The sequence below is a fragment of the Actinomadura rugatobispora genome, from assembly GCF_055379765.1.
In genome coordinates, this window is sequence record NZ_AP029191.1 from 4,785,561 (window position 1) to 4,801,427 (window position 15,867).

A 15,867-nucleotide genomic window follows, 5' to 3' on the forward strand; every position below is an offset into this window, starting at 1 on the left:
TCCGGTCACCGCGCTTCCTGCAGCAGGGACTCCACGAGCTGGTAGGCCTCGTCGGCCAGGTTCCCGACCCATGCCGGGTCGTTCGGGGCGATGCCCTCCGGCCCCTTGATCTCGGCGGGGATCCTTCCGATGAGCGGGTGGCCGGAGAGCCTGGTCATGAGACCGTCCGGATCGATGCCGAGCACGGAGAGGGTGCGGTGAAGGTCGGTCAGGATCCCGGAGGCGCCCCCGCCCACGTCGGCGCCGTCTTCCCCGGACGTGCGGATCTTGATCTTCTCCAGCCACAGGTTCGGGTGGTGACCGGCCGCGGCCCGGAGCTCGTTGAGGATCTGTTCGCGGTCCCGCCACAGTGCGGCGTGCGCGGACGTCGCACCGCTGAGGGTGACGCGGACGGCGGTCAGCCTCTCCTCCGGGATCTTCTGGAAGCCCTGTTCGACGAGGCTGAGCACCTGGTCGATGTCGTCGCGGCCCGTGACGTCGATGTCGAGGCGTTCCCAGCGGGCGGTGTCGAGGTCATGGTGCTCGACGGACGCGACCCGGAGCTCGCCGTCCACGGTGACGACGACGCAGCCTTTCGGACCCGTCTCGCGGGCGTGCCGTCCCTGGATGTTGCCGGGGTAGACGATCCACGGCTCCCGGCTGACGATCTGCTGAGTGTGGATGTGGCCGAGCGCCCAGTAGTCGTAGTCCCGCGCCTGGAGATCCGCGACGGTGCAGGGCGCGTACCGCTTGTGATCGGAGTGGCCGCCCTCCAGACCTGTGTGCAGCAGTCCGACGTTGAACAGGCCGCCGTCTCGGGTCGGATAACCGGCGGCGAGGTTGTCGCCAAGGTCCCATCGGGCGAAGCCTTGGCCGTGAACGGCGAGCCCCGCCTCTTCGTTCCGGATGGTCTCGGGCTTCTCCGTCGCGAAGACGTGCACGTTGTCGGGGAACTTGAGCGTGCGCATCGTGCGGTTCTGCGCGTCGTGATTACCGGAGACCATGTAGACGGGGATGCCGGCCTGCCTGAGGAATGCCATCTGCCGGCTGAAGTAGAGGCCGGTCTGGTAGTCGTTCCAGTCCCCGTCGTACACGTCGCCGGCGAGGAGCACGGCGTCCACGGACAGGTCGGTCGCGAGCCGGACGAGGTTGTCGAGGGCTCTCCGGGTCGCCAGCCGCAGATCGTCCTCGGGGGCTCCTTCGTAACGGGACAGGCCCCGCAGCGGACTGTCGATGTGAAGATCGGCGGCATGCAGGATCTTCTTCATGCTCGTCCTTTTCGTGGGAGACCCGGCGACCGATGCCGGGATGGTCCTGGGACTCCAGTGACCTCAGGAACGGTAGCCGCGTGTTGTGACTTGTCTGATCGAAGTGACGAAAACGTCGCCATGCGGGGAGGTAGGGGCCATAAAGCGGTTTCTCGCATCGGGGACCGCCCTTTTCTTCGGCCTTCGTCGCCTTTCAGGAGGCGACCTGGGCGCGTGCGGCCTCGTTGAACAGGGGACTGGTCATCGCGACGATCTTTGGCCGGAAGTCGCCCTTGGCGCACACGAGGCCGGTGGCCTTCTCGCCGGGGGCGAGTTCGGTGGTGGCGATCTGCCCCTCGTACTCGCCGAGGGCGGAGCCGCTGTCGTGCTTGGTGTCGCGGGTGTCGGTGATCGAGAAGTAGAGCGGGTTGACCTCGAGCTGCTTCTTGGTCTGGTTGGTGACGGTGACCTTGACGCAGGACAGGGCGCCGCCGTCGCTCAGGACGCTCCTGCTCGCGCGCGCCCGCTTGGCGGTGAGCTTGATCGGGAAGGTCGTGCCCTTGGGCGCGGCACCGCTCTTGCCCGCGGATTGGCGGGGGGCGGCGGGCTGGACGGCGACCGGGTCCTGCTCGAGGTCGCAGCCGGCGGTGAGGACGGCGACGGCGCCGAGGCAGGCGATGATCTTGCGCATGGGTGCTCCTTGGTGGCCGGGCGCGCTCTGCATGGCGCGTCACCGGTTCGGGTCGCGGTGGAAGGTGCGCCGCCCGCCGGCGCCCGACCGGCGTGGAGTGGTCGAGCCGGCGGCGGCGCGCATCCGGGGGGATGCTGAGGTCGGAAGGCCTTCGCGGGGTTGGTCAGCCCTCGACGACCGCGAGGAGTTGGTAGAACTCTTCGGCGTCGATGACCGTGATGTCCTGGCCGGAGTCGCGGAGACGTTCGGCCTTGGCGAGCCGGCCGGTCTTCTTCGCCCCCGGGGCGAGCTGGTGGGGCTGGATGCCGCCGACCACCAGCAGGTCGACGGCCGCGGTGACGTCGCGGACGGTCCGGGCTCCGAGAGCGGCGATCCGTCCGGCGGCCGCCGCCCGGGTCATGCCCGGCAGTGATCCGGTGAAGCAGACGGTGAGCGCGAAGAACGGGTTGTCGGGGTCGGCGTCGGGATCGGCGCCGGGAAACGGGGCGCGCGGTGCGGCACCCCGGTACCTGCACCCCTGGCGGACACCGCCGCGGTAGGAGCCCATCGTGATCTGGTGGGCGGCGAGGAGGTCGCCGAGGGCGGCCGTGCCCTGCCGCTTCAAGGCGGCCAGCATCACCTGGGCCGCCGCCCGCGCGTCGTCGCCGCTGTCATGGTGGCGCGGCAGTTCGATGCCCAGGGCGTCGGCGAGCACCGGGAGCTTGTAGGCGAGAAGGCCGGTCCAGGCGCGCCTGGCGACCACGAGTGTGCAGGCGAACCGGAGGTCGGGGACGGGCAGGCCGCTCGCCTCGCACGCGCCGGCCAGAACCCCGATGTCGAAGGCCGCGTTGTGCGCCACGAAGGGGATGCCGTCGGCGAACCCGACGATGCGCTCCAGCGTCTCGGGCCAGCCGGGGGCGTCCCTGACGCGGTCGGCCGTGATGCCGTGGACGCCGACGTTGAAGGCGTCGAAGCGGTCGTGTCCGTCCGGGGGCTTGATGAACGAGGACCACTCCTCGACGATCCGCCCGCCCTTCACCTTGACCATCCCCACCGAGCACGGGCTCGCCCGCAGGGCGTTGGCCGTCTCGAAGTCGATCGCCACCCAGCTCGTCATCCGTCACTCCTCACCCCGAGCCATTGAAAGCACGACCATGAGAGCATGATGTGAAAGCACTGTCAAACAAGTTGCCGCGATTGGATGATGTATAGTGGCGATGCTTCCGAAAGCAAGTGAGGACGTTCGATGGCTTCGCAGAGCGAGCAGCTGACCGCCGCCGAGATCTCCCGGCTCGCCGGCGTGACGCGGGCGACCGTGAGCAACTGGCGCCGGCGTCACCCCGACTTTCCGCAGCCCAGCGGCGGAACGGAGGCCAGCCCCAGCTACGACCGGCGGCGGATCGAGGCGTGGCTCGCCGCGCGGGGCCGCCTTCCCGCGCGCTCGTCCAGGGACGACCTGCGGGCGCACCTGCACGGCCGCACGCCGTGCGAGGCCGGGGCCGTGGCGCTGTTCACCGCGCACCTGGCCGGTCTGGACGCCAGGAAGCGCGCCCAGACCGCAACCCTGGACGACGATGAACTGACCGCGATGTACACGCAAGCGGTCTCCTCGACCGGTCCCGGCGGCTCGGGCCATGTGGACGTCCCCGCCACGCTCCTGCGATCGGCGGCGGACGTGACGCACGAGGAAGGCCCGCTCGCCGTCTTCGACGTGCTCGAGGAACACACCGATGCGCCGCTCGGCATCCGCGGAACGCATCTGACGCCGGAGGTGCTCGCCGACCTGATGGCCGGGCTGGCGACATCCGGAGGCCCGCGCGTCCGCAGCGTCCTCGACCCGGCCTGCGGGAGCGGACGCCTCCTCGCCGCGACCGCGGCCGCCCTCACGCCCGGCGCCGGCGTGCACGGCCAGGAGTACCGTCCCGTCACGGCGGCTCAAGCGAAGACCCGGCTGGCCGAGACGGCGCCCAAGGTCTCCGTGGACGTCAGGACCGGCGACAGCCTGCGCCACGACGCCTTCCCCGGCCTGCACGTGGACGCCGTCGTATGCAACCCGCCCTACGGCGACCGCGACTGGGGGCACGATGAACTCGCGCTCGACACGCGATGGGCCTACGGCGTGCCACCGCGCTCAGAACCCGAACTCGCCTGGGTCCAGCACGCCTTGGCGCATCTGGCCGAGGGCGGCCACGCCGTGCTGCTGCTCCCGCCGGCGACCGCGTCACGATCGTCCGGCCGACGCATCCGGGCCGAACTGCTGCGGCAGGGGGCGCTGTGCGCGATCATCGCGCTCCCGCCCGGCCTTGCCGTCCCGCACCACATCGGGCTTCACCTGTGGATCCTGCGACGCTCTGAAGCCGGCCGCCCCGGCCAGGACCGGGTCCTGCTGATGGACGCCTCCGACGAAGCCGCCGCGGACGAGCCCTCCGGCCAAGGCAGGACATCGGACACGGGCAGGCTCCACGCAACAGTCCTCAGCACGTGGCAGGCGTTCGTCGCGCCGACCGAGTTCACCGAGGTCCCGGGGACCGCCCGCGCGGTGCCGACGATCGACCTCCTGGACGACCTCGTCGACCTCTCACCGGCACGGCACGTCCGCACGGCGCCGATGGTCACTCCGGACGCGGCCCTGCGCGACGTCCTCGAGCTCGCCGAGCGTCTCAAGGCGGACGTGGCCGCGCTGACCGAGGCGAGCGAGATCGGGCCGCTGGCCTCGGCCGGGGAGGCAAGCCGCACCTGGCGCAGCGCCACGGTCGCCGACCTCGCTCGCGGCGGCGCGCTCGCCGTCCATCGTGGAACGCGGGCCGCCTCTGCCGACACCCCGCCCACCGATCTCGCGGATCGTCCCGTACTCCGGGCACGTGACCTGCTCGGCGGGACGCGTGCCGGCGGCGACACACGCGAGACGCGCCTGGCCGACCCGGTCGTCATCGAGGCGGGAGACGTCCTGATCACCCAGGTCGTCGGCCCGCAGGGCGTCGCGACCCGCGTGGCCGGCGACGACGACGCCGGATGCCTGCTCGGCAACGGCGTGTTCCTGCTCAGGCCCGACCCCGCACGCCTCAATCCGTGGTTCCTCGCCGGATTCGTCAGCGCGCCCGACAACGTCAGCCAGGCGACGACCGGCAGCTCCACGCACCAACTCGTGGCGTCACGGCTGCGCGTCCCCTTGCTCCCGCTGGACGAGCAGACCGCATATGGCCAGGCGTTCCGGAAACTCCACGACCTCAGGGCCAGCGCGCGGAACGCGGCGACGTGCGCCGACGAGATGGCCGACCTCATGGCCACCGCCCTCAGCAGCGGAGCACTGCTTCCCCACGGAGCCGAGTTGCCATGACGACCGGCGCCACCCGGCTCTCATGAACCAGACTTGATAGCCCTTGCCCCGCGGCCCGCAACCCCCGGAAGGAACCCCTTGAATCCGAGCAAGCACACCGAACTGGTGAACCACGCCTGGTCGGTCGCAGACCTGCTGCGCGGCGACTTCAAGCAGTCGGAATACGGCAAGGTCATCCTGCCTTTCACCGTGCTGCGCAGGCTGGAGACCGTCCTGGAGCCGACCCGGGCGGCCGTCCAGGAGACCGTGGAGCGGTTCAAGGGCAAGGACATCGACACCGACCGGTTCCTCCGCCGCGCGTCGGGCCAGTCGTTCTACAACGTCACCGCCTACACCCTCGCGAAGATCGCCAACGACCCGGAGCACGCGGCGACGAACCTCGCCAAGTACATCGCGGGCTTCTCCCCGAACGCGCGGGAGGTGCTGGAGAAGTACGAGTTCGCCCAGCAGATCAAGCGCCTGGACGGCGCGAACCTGCTCTACAAGGTCGTCGGACGCTTCGCCGACCTGGACGTCCGCCCCGACGTGGTGTCCAACCACGCCATGGGCTACTTCTTCGAGGACCTCATCCGGCGCTTCTCCGAGCTGTCCAACGAGACGGCCGGTGAGCACTTCACGCCGCGCGAGGTCATCAAGCTGATGGTCAACCTGCTGGTGGCGCCGGACGCCGACGCGCTCAGCGTCCCCGGCATCGTCCGCAGGGTGCTGGACCCGGCCTGCGGCACCGGCGGCATGCTCAGCACGACCCACGAGTACATCACCTCCCTCAACCCGGACGCGACCGTCGAGGTGTACGGGCAGGAACTCAACCCCGAGTCGTGGGCCATCTGCCGGTCCGACCTGATGATCAAGGACCAGGAACCGGACAACATCGCGTTCGGCAACTCCTTCAGCGACGACGGCCACCGCAACACCAAGTTCGACTACCTGCTGGCCAACCCGCCGTTCGGCGTCGAGTGGAAGAAGGTCAAGGAGGAGATCGAGCACGAGTACGACACGCTCGGCGAGTCCGGACGCTTCGGTGCCGGGCTCCCGCGCATCAACGACGGCTCGTTCCTGTTCCTCCAGCACATGATCTCGAAGATGAAACCGCGGGAGGCCGGCGGCAGCCGCATCGCGATCGTCTTCAACGGCTCCCCGCTGTTCACCGGCGCCGCCGAGTCCGGCGAGTCCCGCATCCGCCAGTGGATCATCGAGAACGACTGGCTGGAGGCGATCGTCGCCCTGCCCGACCAGCTCTTCTACAACACCGGCATCTCGACGTACTTCTGGATCGTCACCAACCGCAAGCACGAGGACCACGAGGGCAAGGTCATCCTGCTGGACGCCCGGGACTACTGGCAGAAGATGCGCAAGTCCCTCGGCGACAAACGCAAGGAGATCGGCGACGGCCAGGACGGCCGCCCCGACCACATCGCTGAGATCACCCGGCTCTACGGCGAAGCCCTGGAGGTCGCCGGCGACCCCGAACACCCGCTGCACGGCAAGGTGAAGGTCTTCCGCAACCGGGACTTCGGCTACCGCCGCATCACCGTCGAACGCCCCCTCAAGCTGCGCTTCGAGCTGACCGACGAGACCTTGGCGGCGCTTGAGGCGACCAAGCAGGTCCAGAAGCTCGGCGACGCGGAAGCCTTCATCAACGCGGTGCGCCCGCTCCTCGGTACCACCTGGCCGACCAAGGTCGAGGCACTGGACGCCCTCATGGGTGCCGTCGTGGAGGCCGGCCTCCAGTGGCAGCCCGGCGCCCCATTCGCCAAGGCCGTCCGCGACGCCATCGGCGTCCGCGACCCCGAAGGCGAGATTCAGATGGTGCGCAAGGGCGTCATCGAACCCGACACCGACCTCCGCGACTACGAGAACGTACCCCTGGACGAGGACGTCGAGGAGTACCTCAAGCGCGAGGTCCTCCCACACGTCCCCGACGCCTGGATCGACCACACCAAAACCAAGACCGGCTACGAGATCCCGGTTACTCGCTACTTCTACGTCTACAAACCCCCACGCCCCTTGTCGCAGATCGACGCCGAGTTGAAGGCCCTCGAAGCCGAAATCCAGACCCTCCTCAGCGAGGTAACCGCGTGATGCTCACTTTCCCCGCTGGAACTTCGGCCCCGCTCGTCCGGTTGGGTTATCTGGCCCGTGTCCAGTCGGGCATCACGGTCGACGCGTCCCGCCAACACACCGAGGACAAAGTCACCCTGCCGTATCTGCGAGTCGCGAACGTCCAGGCGGGACGCCTCGCCTTGGACTCGGTCACCGAGATCACCGTCTCACGTACCACCGCCGCAACGGCGACGCTCCTGCCGGGCGACGTCCTGATGACCGAAGGTGGCGACCTCGACAAACTCGGCCGGGGAACCGTCTGGCGCAGTGAAATACCCGTCTGCCTGCACCAGAACCATGTTTTCGCGGTCCGCCCTAACCCTCGCCTGGACCCTGACTACCTGGCCTACCTGACGCAGTCCGCTTACGCGCGCCACTATTTCGAGAGCACTGGGACCAAAACGACCAACCTTGCTTCCACCAGCAGCAGCAAAATCCGCGACTTCAAAATTCCCCTCTGGCCCTTGGAAAAACAACGGCGGATCACCGACTTCCTCGACGCCGAGACCGCTCGGATCGACCAGGTTATGAGCGTGTCCAGGCGAACGATCGACCTGCTAGAAGAGCGACGATGGGCTTCGATCTACAATGGCGTCACCGGACAGAACACTTCGTTGCCTAAGTCACCCCGAAGCCTTGGATGGGTGGACTGCCTTCCCGACAACTGGCCTATCGTCAAACTCAATCAAGTCGCAAAACTGGGAAGTGGGCACACGCCCAGCAGGACGCGTCCCGAGTACTGGGAGAACTGCAACATACCGTGGATCTCGTTGTTTGATGTCGGCTCAATGAGAAATCCACGCCAGGAGTACCTGCATGAGACGAAGCAGCAGATCAGCCAACTTGGCATCGACAACTCGTCGGCGTGCATCCATCCAGCAGGAACAGTAGTGCTGTCTCGCACGGCATCTGTCGGCTTCTCCACTATCATGGCAAAGGAAATGGCCGTCAGTCAACATTTCGTTACATGGACATGCGGCAGCAGATTGGCGCCAGCATATCTTCTCTACCTTCTTCGATCAATGCGTCAATATTTCGAAAGCGTACAGGTCGGAACAACAAACGTAACGGTCTTCATGCCAGACTTGTACTCTATTAGAGTTCCAATTCCCTCAATACATCAGCAAACCGAGATTGTCCAAAAGATCCGCGCGACGTCTGGAAGAATAAATCAGGCCGTCGACAATCTCAGTCGCCAGGTAGAGCTGCTGGCAGAACGGCGGCGGGCGTTGATTACGGCGGCGGTTACGGGGCAGTTCGATGTGTCCACGGCATCCGGTCGTGGGGTTACGGAGTAGGGCATGAGTCCGGTGCATGACGAGAGGGCGTTCGGGGATGCGATCGTCGCGGCGATGCTCAAGGGCGGCTGGGAGGAAGGCGATCCGCGCGACTACCGGCCAGAAGTGGGGCTGGACACGCGGCAGCTCTTCACTTTCATCGGGGACACCCAGGGCGACGAGTGGGAGCGGCTCGTCATGCTCTACGGGAATAGCACCGAGGCCGCGCAGCTCGGTTTCGCCAAGCGGCTCGACAAGGCGATCGCCGAGGACGGGGTGCTCACCGTCCTCCGCAAGGGCGTGAAGGACCGGGGTGTCCTGATCCGCGTCGCGTACTTCAAGCCGAACCTTGTGCTGGACGACTCCGTCCTGGACGAGTACCGGGCCAACCGGCTGACGGTCGTGCGCGAGTTGGAGTACGCGACCAAGCAGGCCGACAAGGGAAACCGGCTCGACTTGGCGCTGTTCGTCAACGGGATTCCGGTCGCGACGGCCGAGCTGAAGAACCCGCTGACCGGGCAGGGCGTGGAGCAGGCGAAGCAGCAGTACCGCAGCGACCGCGACCCGAGCGAGCTGATCTTCCGGCAGCGGGTGGTGGCGAACTTCTGCGTCGATCCCGATCTCGTGTTCGTCGCGACGCAGTTGCGGGGCCAGAAGACGCGGTTCCTGCCGTTCAACACCGGGTCCGATGGGCCGGGCCAGCCCGGCGGCGCGGGCAATCCGGCGCCGGTCGAGCCGGGGACGTATTCGACCTCCTATCTGTGGACGCGGATCTGGGAGCCGGACACCTGGCTGGACTTGCTCCAGCGGTTCGTCCACGAGCAGAAGACCAAGAGCGCCGGCGGCCGTACGAGCAAGACGCTGATCTTCCCGCGCTACCACCAGTGGGACGTGGTGAAGAAGCTCACCGCGCACGCCGCCCGCTCCGGGGCTGGTCACAACTACCTGGTCATGGCGTCCGCCGGGTCGGGCAAGTCGAACACCATCGCGTGGCTGGCGCACCGGTTGTCGTCGCTGCACACGTCCGTGGACGCGGCGGGCCTGGCTCCGGAGGCGGTGGCGAGCGGTGTCGAGCCGGGGGTTCCGGTCTTCGACAAGATCATCGTCATCACCGACCGGCGGAACCTGGACGCCCAGTTGCGGGAGACGATCGGCGCGTTCGAGCAGACGGCCGGGCTCGTAGTGAAGATCGACGAGAAGGTCGGCGCCAAGTCCGAGCAGCTCGCCAAGGCGCTGTCGCAGCAGTCCGGGAAGATCATCACGGTGACGTTGCAGACGTTCCCGGCGCTGATCGACTTCTTGCGGCGCAACCCGACCGAGATCGCCGGTCACCGGTTCGCGATCGTCGTGGACGAGGCGCACTCGTCCCAGTCCGGGGACGCGGCGACGGCGGTCAAGGCCGCACTGCGCGATCTGGGCCTGGACGCCGACTCCGACGATGAGGGCGCCACGACGGTCGAGGCCAAGCTGGAACACAAGGCCGCGCAGCGCTCGCAGGCGTCCAACCTGTCCTACTTCGCGTTCACGGCCACGCCCAAGAGCAAGACGCTGGAGCTGTTCGGAACGCTGGGCACCGTGGAAGGCAAGCCGACGTACCGGCCGTTCCACGCTTACTCGATGCGGCAGGCGATCGAGGAGGGCTTCATCCTCGACCCGCTGCGCAACTACGTCACCTACGACACGTACTGGAAACTCGTCAACAACAACCCCGACGAGCGCGAGGTCGACCCGTCCAAGGCGAACGCGCTGCTGGCGCGGTACGCGGTGACGCATCCCTCGACCGTCGCGCAGCACGCGAAGATCATCGTGGAGCACTTCCGGGCGCACACCCAGGGACGGCTCGGCGGACGGGCCAAGGCCATGGTGGTGACCGCGTCCCGAAAGAGCGCCGTGCAGATGTCTCGCGCGATCAAGCAGCACATCGAGGACATGGGATACGGCATCGGTGTCTTGGTGGCGTTCTCCGGCTCCCTCACCTACGAGAAGGAAGAGGTCACCGAGTCCAAGGAGAACGGCGGCCTGCCCGAGAGCGCCCTGCCCAAGGCGTTCGCGTACACGCGGGCCGACGACCTGGCCACGCAGACGGGCGGACGCGGAAAGCCCGAGTACCGGATCCTCGTCGTCGCCGAGAAGTACCAGACCGGCTTCGACCAGCCTTTGCTGACGACGATGTACGTGAACAAGACGCTGTCGGGGATCGCAGCTGTCCAGACGCTGTCGCGGCTCAACCGCACCGCCGACCGCAAGAGCCAGACGGACCTGGCGGTCGTGGACTTCCTCAACGACGCCGAGGACATCCAGGACGCTTTCCGTCCGTACTACGAGGAGGCGATGACCCTCCCCTCGGACCCGAACCTCCTCTACACCGCGCAGAGCCGGGTCATGTCGGCGCAGATCCTCGCCAACACGGAAATGGACGAGTTCGCGCGCGCCTACCTCGAAGCCGAGGAGAAGGCCGGCGGCTCGGCCTCACGCTGGGAGAAGCTGCACGCCGAGCTGTACCGGCTGCTCAACCCGGCCGTCGAGCGCTTCACCGCACTGATCGACAGCGAGGACGACGACGACCACGAGACCGCCGAGGACTTCCGCGCGAACCTGAACGACTACGTTCGTAAGTACGGGTTCCTCTCGCAGATCGTCCCGTACCGCGACGCCGAACTCGAACGCCTCCACCTGTACGGGCGGCACCTGCTCAACCGGCTTCCCAGGCGTGCCGACGGCGGTGTCGACATCGGCGAGGTCGACCTCACCCACATGCGGGTGGACAAGACCGGCGAGCACAACCTGAGCCTTGGCCCTGAGGGCGCCACGGTGGTCAAGGGCTTCGGCGACGGCGCCAGCGGCGCCAAGGAGCCGGAGAAGTCGCCGCTGGCGGAGCTGATCGAGAAGTTCAACGCCAAGTTCGGCACGGACTTCACCGAAGAGGACTTCGTCCGGCCGTTCGAGGAGGCGATGGCCGAACCGAAGGTCAAACAGGCCGCGGTCGCCAACGACCTGGAGAACTTCGGCGTCGTCTTCGACAAGGAATTCGAGGAGAAGATGATGGACCACGTCGACACCATCGCCACCCTCGGCCAGAAGTACTTCGGCTCGGACCCCGAGTTCAAGTCGTCCCTCAACAGCCGCGCCCGCCGCGCGGCATGGCAACTTCTGCGCGAACAGGCCGGAGTCGCCTGATCGCTTGCCTGTCCGGCCGTTCACCGAGCGAATCGGAGGACGGCTGGACAGCCGATCTCCGCCACCGCAACACTGACCACATCGGACAAAAGCGATCGCACTCGGAGCAAGGATGCCGGTCAGAACCATTGCCACCCGCTATGAACTGATCGAGCAGATCGGCTCCGGGGGCATGGGCATGATCTGGCGCGGCTATGACTCGGTCCTGGACCGTGAGGTCGCCGTCAAGGCCATCCGCCCCGAGATGCTGCTGTCTCCGGAGCACATCGCCGACCTGGCCGAACGGTTCCGCCGCGAGGCGCGCGTCACCGCACGCATCCAGCACCACGGCGTTCCCCAGGTGTATGACGCCGTCCTGGACGCCGACTCCGCGGATCGCCTCTACCTGGTGATGCAGTACATCGAGGGCCGGAACCTGCGTTCCTACATCGACCCAGCCGACCCGCTGCCAATCGCCTGGGCCGCCGCGGTCGGCGCGCAGATCGCCACCGTCCTGTCCCACGCGCACGCGATCCCGGTCGTCCACCGCGACCTGAAACCCGACAACGTCCTGGTGACCGATGACGGCACTGTCAAGGTCCTCGACTTCGGCATCGCCGCGATCCTCCGCCGCGACATCACCAAGATCACGGTCACGGGCAGCCCGATGGGCACCAGCCGGTACATGTCCCCCGAGCAGGTCAACGCCGCCCAGGTGACCCCGCAGAGCGACCTGTACGCGCTGGGCTGTGTCCTGCACGAACTGGTGTCGGGGAGGCCCGTCTTCACCGGCGACGGCCAGTACGAACTCTGGCAGCAGCACATCACCGCCAGCCCGCAACCGCTACGCGAGCTGCGTCCGGACGTGCCGGCAGAGCTTGAAGAACTGGTCCTGGCCCTGCTCGCCAAGAAGCCCGAACAGCGACCGGCCGACGCCTACGCCGTCTACGAGCGCCTGCTGCCGTTCCTGCCGTCGCCCGGCTCGCCGGCGCTCGCCACGAGCCGGCGGCTCGGCACGATGCCCGACCCGACGCTCCTGTACCGGCAGCCGAACGCTCCTCGCCGCCGCACGCTCCGGCAACCTCCCGTCGCGACGCCGCCGACCGTGCCGCATGCACCGACCACGCCGCCGACCCAACTCCGGAACGCCATCGACGACGCGCTCAAGCGCTCCACCGAACTCCTCGGCTACGACCGCTTCGCGCAGGCGGCCGACGTCGTCGAAGCGGTCATCGGCCCTGCCGCCAAGATGCTGGGCTCCGAAAGCCCGGACCTGCTCAAGCTCCGCTTCCATCGCGCGCTGATCCTCTTCCTTGGCGGAGACTCTCGGACGGCCCTCCCGGAGTTCGACGCCCTGGCCGATGCCTATGCCCGCACCGCCGGGCCGTCGAGTGACCGCGCGCTGGAATCCCGCCGCTACGCCGCCCACTGCCGCGCCAACCTCGGCCAGAACACCGTCGCGCTCGACCAGTTCCGCCGCCTCCTCGACGATGTCGCCGCCGTGGGCAGCCACGCCAGCGAACTCGCCCTCGACATCCGGTACAGCATCGGCCTGCTCCTGTTCTCGGCCGGTGACAAGGCCGCCGCCGAGAACGTCTTCGAGTCCCTCCACCAGGACCACCTCGTCATCAACGGCCCCGACGACGAACGCACCCGCGAAATCGCCGACCTCCTCACCCGCATCCGCCTCTCCACGTCCCGATAGACCGCCGCGAGCGGACGGGAAGTGCCCACGTCCGGCGAGCGGCCGACTTCTCCACGGGGGAGTGATCACGGGCGTCTTCTCCGCGACATCCATTGGTTGAGGAACCCCAAGAACCTGCCGGGACGGCCTGCCCCAGGAGGCCGGCGACCCAGCAGGCCCAGGACCCCAGGGCGATGAACTCCGATGCGGTACGGGCCTCGGCAGGGGGCGGGCCCGGCCGGTAGGTAGCGGAGGGGCGGACGGGGGGGAACCGCCCCTCCGCTGGTCTTCATGAGGCGTCAAGGACCGCGAAGACGACCTTGCCGACGTTGCCGGCCAGAGGGCGGACGCCCCAGCAGCGGCAGTACTGGTCGACGATGAACAGGCCCCGGCCCGCCTCGCTAATGGTGTCGCTCTCCTGCATGTGCGGGAGGTCGCAGGTCGCGTCCTGAACCTCCATCCACAGCGCGCCGTCCTCGGTGCGTCCGATCCGGAACGTCACATCGCCGTCCGACGCGGACGCGTAGCGCAGGGCGTTGGTGACCAACTCACTCGCCACCAGGCAGGGCGCAAAGTCGTCCATGTCCCACTGACCGGTGACCAGCCGCACGAACCGCCGCACCTCCGCAACGACCTTCGGGTCCTGCTTCACCACCATCTCGTTCTCGTGGCACGCCGCCTGGCCCATGATCCTTCTCCTCACGTTGCGTGGCGAACACCACACATTCAGTCACTTTCGGAGTTAGATTTGGCATGCCGCTCGAAAGCGGAACGCGGCAGCAAGGGCACAGGCAGTGGATGCAAGTTGCCGAGAAAGGTAAGTGAGCATGCCAGCACGGCGTCAGCGTCCCAACGAGTCCCCCGCGCTCGTGGCCTTCGGCCGCCAGATGCGCCGACTACGAGAAGCCAAAGACGTCCTTCAAGACACGATCGCTCACCTCACAAAGGTCAGCCCTGCTCAGGTCAGCCGGATCGAGAACGGCAAGAAGCGCGCCACCCGCGCCTTCGTGGAGCTCGTGGACGACTACCTGGAGGCGGGCGGATCGCTCCTCAACCTGTGGGAGGACCTGAATCGGGACGGCCACCCGGTACCGATCTGGTTCGACTGGCCCCAGACCGAGTCGGACGCCGCAGAACTCGTCACCTGGCAGCACACGATCGTCCCCGGACTACTCCAGACTCCGGCCTACGCCCGCGGCTTCCTCAACTCGAACGAGGCCGTCGAGGCACGCATGGCACGTCAGGCCATCCTCAGTCGCGAGGACGCGCCCCCAACGGCGCTGGTCGCGCTCCTAAGCGAATACGTCCTCGACTACTTGGTGACCTCACCCGAGGTGATGCGCGAGCAGATAGAGCACCTGATCACCCTCAGCGAGCTTCCCAACGTCACCATCCAGATCGTCCAGAACAACGGGCGTCCGGCAGGCACGGGAGGCGCTTTCGTGGTGGCTACCATGGAAGATCGGAGCGAGGTCGCCTACATGGAGACGACGGTACGAGGCATCACGACCGACACCCCCTCCGACCTCGCCAAACTCTCCGAATCTCTCAGAGAGTTGCGCGCGAGGGCGCTCCCCGAAGACATGTCCCGGGACAAGATGAAAGAGGCGCTGGAGAAATGGATCTGACGAACCTCACCTGGCGCAAGGCTAGCCGCAGCGGCGAGAACGGCGGGGACTGCGTGGAGCTAGCAGCGCTCTCCTGGCGCAAGAGCAGCCGCAGCGGCGAGAACGGCGGGAACTGCGTCGAATTGGCGGACGCGGCCGGTGTGGTGGCGGTGCGGGACAGTAAGGACCCGGACGGGCCCGTCCTCCTGCTGACCCGCACGGCCCTACGCACCGCCGTGAACTCCGCCCTTACGACCCGCTGACCCACAGCCGATCCCTCGCCCCTCATACGCAGAGTCGCGGCGGGTCCATCCACCCGGACGGCCCGCCGCACCACCGCGCCTCCGGAACCATGGCCCCGGCCCGTCCGCAAGAACCTCCGGGCGTCCTCTCCTCATCTCCCGCCAGCCCGAGCACCCGCAGGGCGGCGCCGTCAGCGCGGGGACGATGCTTGATCTTGCGGCCTGCCTATGGACGGTGCCTCTGACCAGTCCAGGTGCGCGAGTGAGTTCACGAAGCCGACCATTTCTTGGTGGATGTGGCGCCTGGAAGGATCGGGGAAGCGCACGTTGTGCCGGTAGTACCGGTGAAAAGCGATGATCAAGGCAGCGTGGCGTCCTGCTCCTGATCGAGCGGGCGGCGGCCGGTGTAGCCGCTGCCGATGAGGTCGGCCCGGCCCCCGCACTACCGGACGGTGCTGGAGCTGCGCTTCCTGCAGAGCCGTACGCTCCGGCAGGCAGCGGCGGCGCTCGAAGCCAGCGTCGGCAACGCGAAGGTCCTGCAACACCGCGCCCTTGACTCGGCACG

The 15,867-nt window shown here is 67.6% G+C and carries 11 protein-coding genes and 1 pseudogene; 8 read left to right on the forward strand and 4 right to left on the reverse strand.

Annotated features, from left to right (window positions below; all coding sequences use genetic code 11):
- Window positions 1-5 precede the first annotated feature (5 nt).
- The 3 genes from ACZ466_RS21180 to ACZ466_RS21190 all read right to left on the reverse strand — a co-directional run bounded on the left by ACZ466_RS21180 (window position 6) and on the right by ACZ466_RS21190 (window position 3,013).
- The gene (locus ACZ466_RS21180; RefSeq protein WP_378284505.1) at window positions 6-1,247 is read right to left on the reverse strand and encodes a metallophosphoesterase family protein; all 1,242 of its coding nucleotides are present in this window, start codon (window positions 1,245-1,247) and stop codon (window positions 6-8) included.
- Window positions 1,248-1,440: 193 nt separating this feature from the next.
- Window positions 1,441-1,917 carry a DUF4352 domain-containing protein gene (locus tag ACZ466_RS21185; protein ID WP_378284503.1) on the reverse strand — a complete coding sequence of 159 codons (477 nt, stop codon included), beginning with the start codon at window positions 1,915-1,917 and terminating at the stop codon, window positions 1,441-1,443.
- Window positions 1,918-2,080: 163 nt separating this feature from the next.
- Entirely contained in the window at window positions 2,081-3,013 is a 933-nt protein-coding gene (locus tag ACZ466_RS21190) for an exonuclease domain-containing protein (RefSeq protein WP_378284502.1), read from the reverse strand.
- Window positions 3,014-3,142: 129 nt separating this feature from the next.
- Here ACZ466_RS21190 and ACZ466_RS21195 point away from each other — a divergent pair, with 129 nt between their 5' ends.
- The 5 genes from ACZ466_RS21195 (at window position 3,143) to ACZ466_RS21215 (ending at window position 13,474) form a co-directional block, all read left to right on the forward strand.
- Window positions 3,143-5,233: an N-6 DNA methylase gene (locus tag ACZ466_RS21195; RefSeq protein WP_378284501.1), complete on the forward strand. Its 2,091-nt coding sequence runs from the start codon at window positions 3,143-3,145 to the stop codon at window positions 5,231-5,233.
- A 78-nt stretch (window positions 5,234-5,311) separates the two neighbouring features.
- Window positions 5,312-7,315 (forward strand): type I restriction-modification system subunit M, encoded by a 2,004-nt coding sequence (locus tag ACZ466_RS21200; RefSeq protein ID WP_378284500.1) that lies wholly within the window; start codon window positions 5,312-5,314, stop codon window positions 7,313-7,315.
- The gene (locus ACZ466_RS21205) at window positions 7,315-8,634 is read left to right on the forward strand and encodes a restriction endonuclease subunit S (protein ID WP_378284574.1); all 1,320 of its coding nucleotides are present in this window, start codon (window positions 7,315-7,317) and stop codon (window positions 8,632-8,634) included. The genes ACZ466_RS21200 and ACZ466_RS21205 overlap by 1 nt, the downstream gene beginning before the upstream one ends.
- Before the next feature lie 3 nt (window positions 8,635-8,637).
- Window positions 8,638-11,790, forward strand: a complete 3,153-nt coding sequence (locus tag ACZ466_RS21210) for a type I restriction endonuclease subunit R (RefSeq protein ID WP_378284499.1) — start codon at window positions 8,638-8,640, stop codon at window positions 11,788-11,790.
- Window positions 11,791-11,902: 112 nt separating this feature from the next.
- Window positions 11,903-13,474 carry a serine/threonine-protein kinase gene (locus ACZ466_RS21215; protein WP_378284498.1) on the forward strand — a complete coding sequence of 524 codons (1,572 nt, stop codon included), beginning with the start codon at window positions 11,903-11,905 and terminating at the stop codon, window positions 13,472-13,474.
- Window positions 13,475-13,742: 268 nt separating this feature from the next.
- Here the strand turns inward: ACZ466_RS21215 and ACZ466_RS21220 are convergent, their stop codons facing one another.
- Window positions 13,743-14,141 (reverse strand): ATP-binding protein, encoded by a 399-nt coding sequence (locus ACZ466_RS21220; RefSeq protein WP_378284497.1) that lies wholly within the window; start codon window positions 14,139-14,141, stop codon window positions 13,743-13,745.
- A gap of 139 nt (window positions 14,142-14,280) precedes the next feature.
- Here ACZ466_RS21220 and ACZ466_RS21225 point away from each other — a divergent pair, with 139 nt between their 5' ends.
- The 3 genes and pseudogenes from ACZ466_RS21225 to ACZ466_RS21235 form a co-directional block, all read left to right on the forward strand.
- Complete coding sequence (locus ACZ466_RS21225; protein ID WP_378284496.1) at window positions 14,281-15,081, forward strand: helix-turn-helix domain-containing protein; 801 nt, start codon at window positions 14,281-14,283, stop codon at window positions 15,079-15,081.
- Window positions 15,072-15,323 carry a DUF397 domain-containing protein gene (locus ACZ466_RS21230; RefSeq protein WP_378284495.1) on the forward strand — a complete coding sequence of 84 codons (252 nt, stop codon included), beginning with the start codon at window positions 15,072-15,074 and terminating at the stop codon, window positions 15,321-15,323. Before ACZ466_RS21225 ends, ACZ466_RS21230 begins: the two co-directional genes overlap by 10 nt.
- Window positions 15,324-15,721: 398 nt before the next feature.
- Window positions 15,722-15,847, forward strand: a pseudogene (locus ACZ466_RS21235) (sigma factor-like helix-turn-helix DNA-binding protein); the annotation flags it as partial.
- Between the last annotated feature and the right edge of the window lie 20 nt (window positions 15,848-15,867).

Bases quoted from the DNA above. Each gene is read 5' to 3' on its own strand.
- ACZ466_RS21180 (WP_378284505.1), bottom strand. From the start codon at position 1,247: ATGAAGAAGATCCTGCATGCCGCCGATCTTCACATCGACAGTCCGCTG.
- ACZ466_RS21185 (WP_378284503.1), bottom strand. From the start codon at position 1,917: ATGCGCAAGATCATCGCCTGCCTCGGCGCCGTCGCCGTCCTCACCGCC.
- ACZ466_RS21190 (WP_378284502.1), bottom strand. From the start codon at position 3,013: ATGACGAGCTGGGTGGCGATCGACTTCGAGACGGCCAACGCCCTGCGG.
- ACZ466_RS21195 (WP_378284501.1), top strand. From the start codon at position 3,143: ATGGCTTCGCAGAGCGAGCAGCTGACCGCCGCCGAGATCTCCCGGCTC.
- ACZ466_RS21205 (WP_378284574.1), top strand. From the start codon at position 7,315: ATGCTCACTTTCCCCGCTGGAACTTCGGCCCCGCTCGTCCGGTTGGGT.
- ACZ466_RS21210 (WP_378284499.1), top strand. From the start codon at position 8,638: ATGAGTCCGGTGCATGACGAGAGGGCGTTCGGGGATGCGATCGTCGCG.
- ACZ466_RS21215 (WP_378284498.1), top strand. From the start codon at position 11,903: ATGCCGGTCAGAACCATTGCCACCCGCTATGAACTGATCGAGCAGATC.
- ACZ466_RS21220 (WP_378284497.1), bottom strand. From the start codon at position 14,141: ATGGGCCAGGCGGCGTGCCACGAGAACGAGATGGTGGTGAAGCAGGAC.
- ACZ466_RS21225 (WP_378284496.1), top strand. From the start codon at position 14,281: ATGCCAGCACGGCGTCAGCGTCCCAACGAGTCCCCCGCGCTCGTGGCC.
- ACZ466_RS21230 (WP_378284495.1), top strand. From the start codon at position 15,072: ATGGATCTGACGAACCTCACCTGGCGCAAGGCTAGCCGCAGCGGCGAG.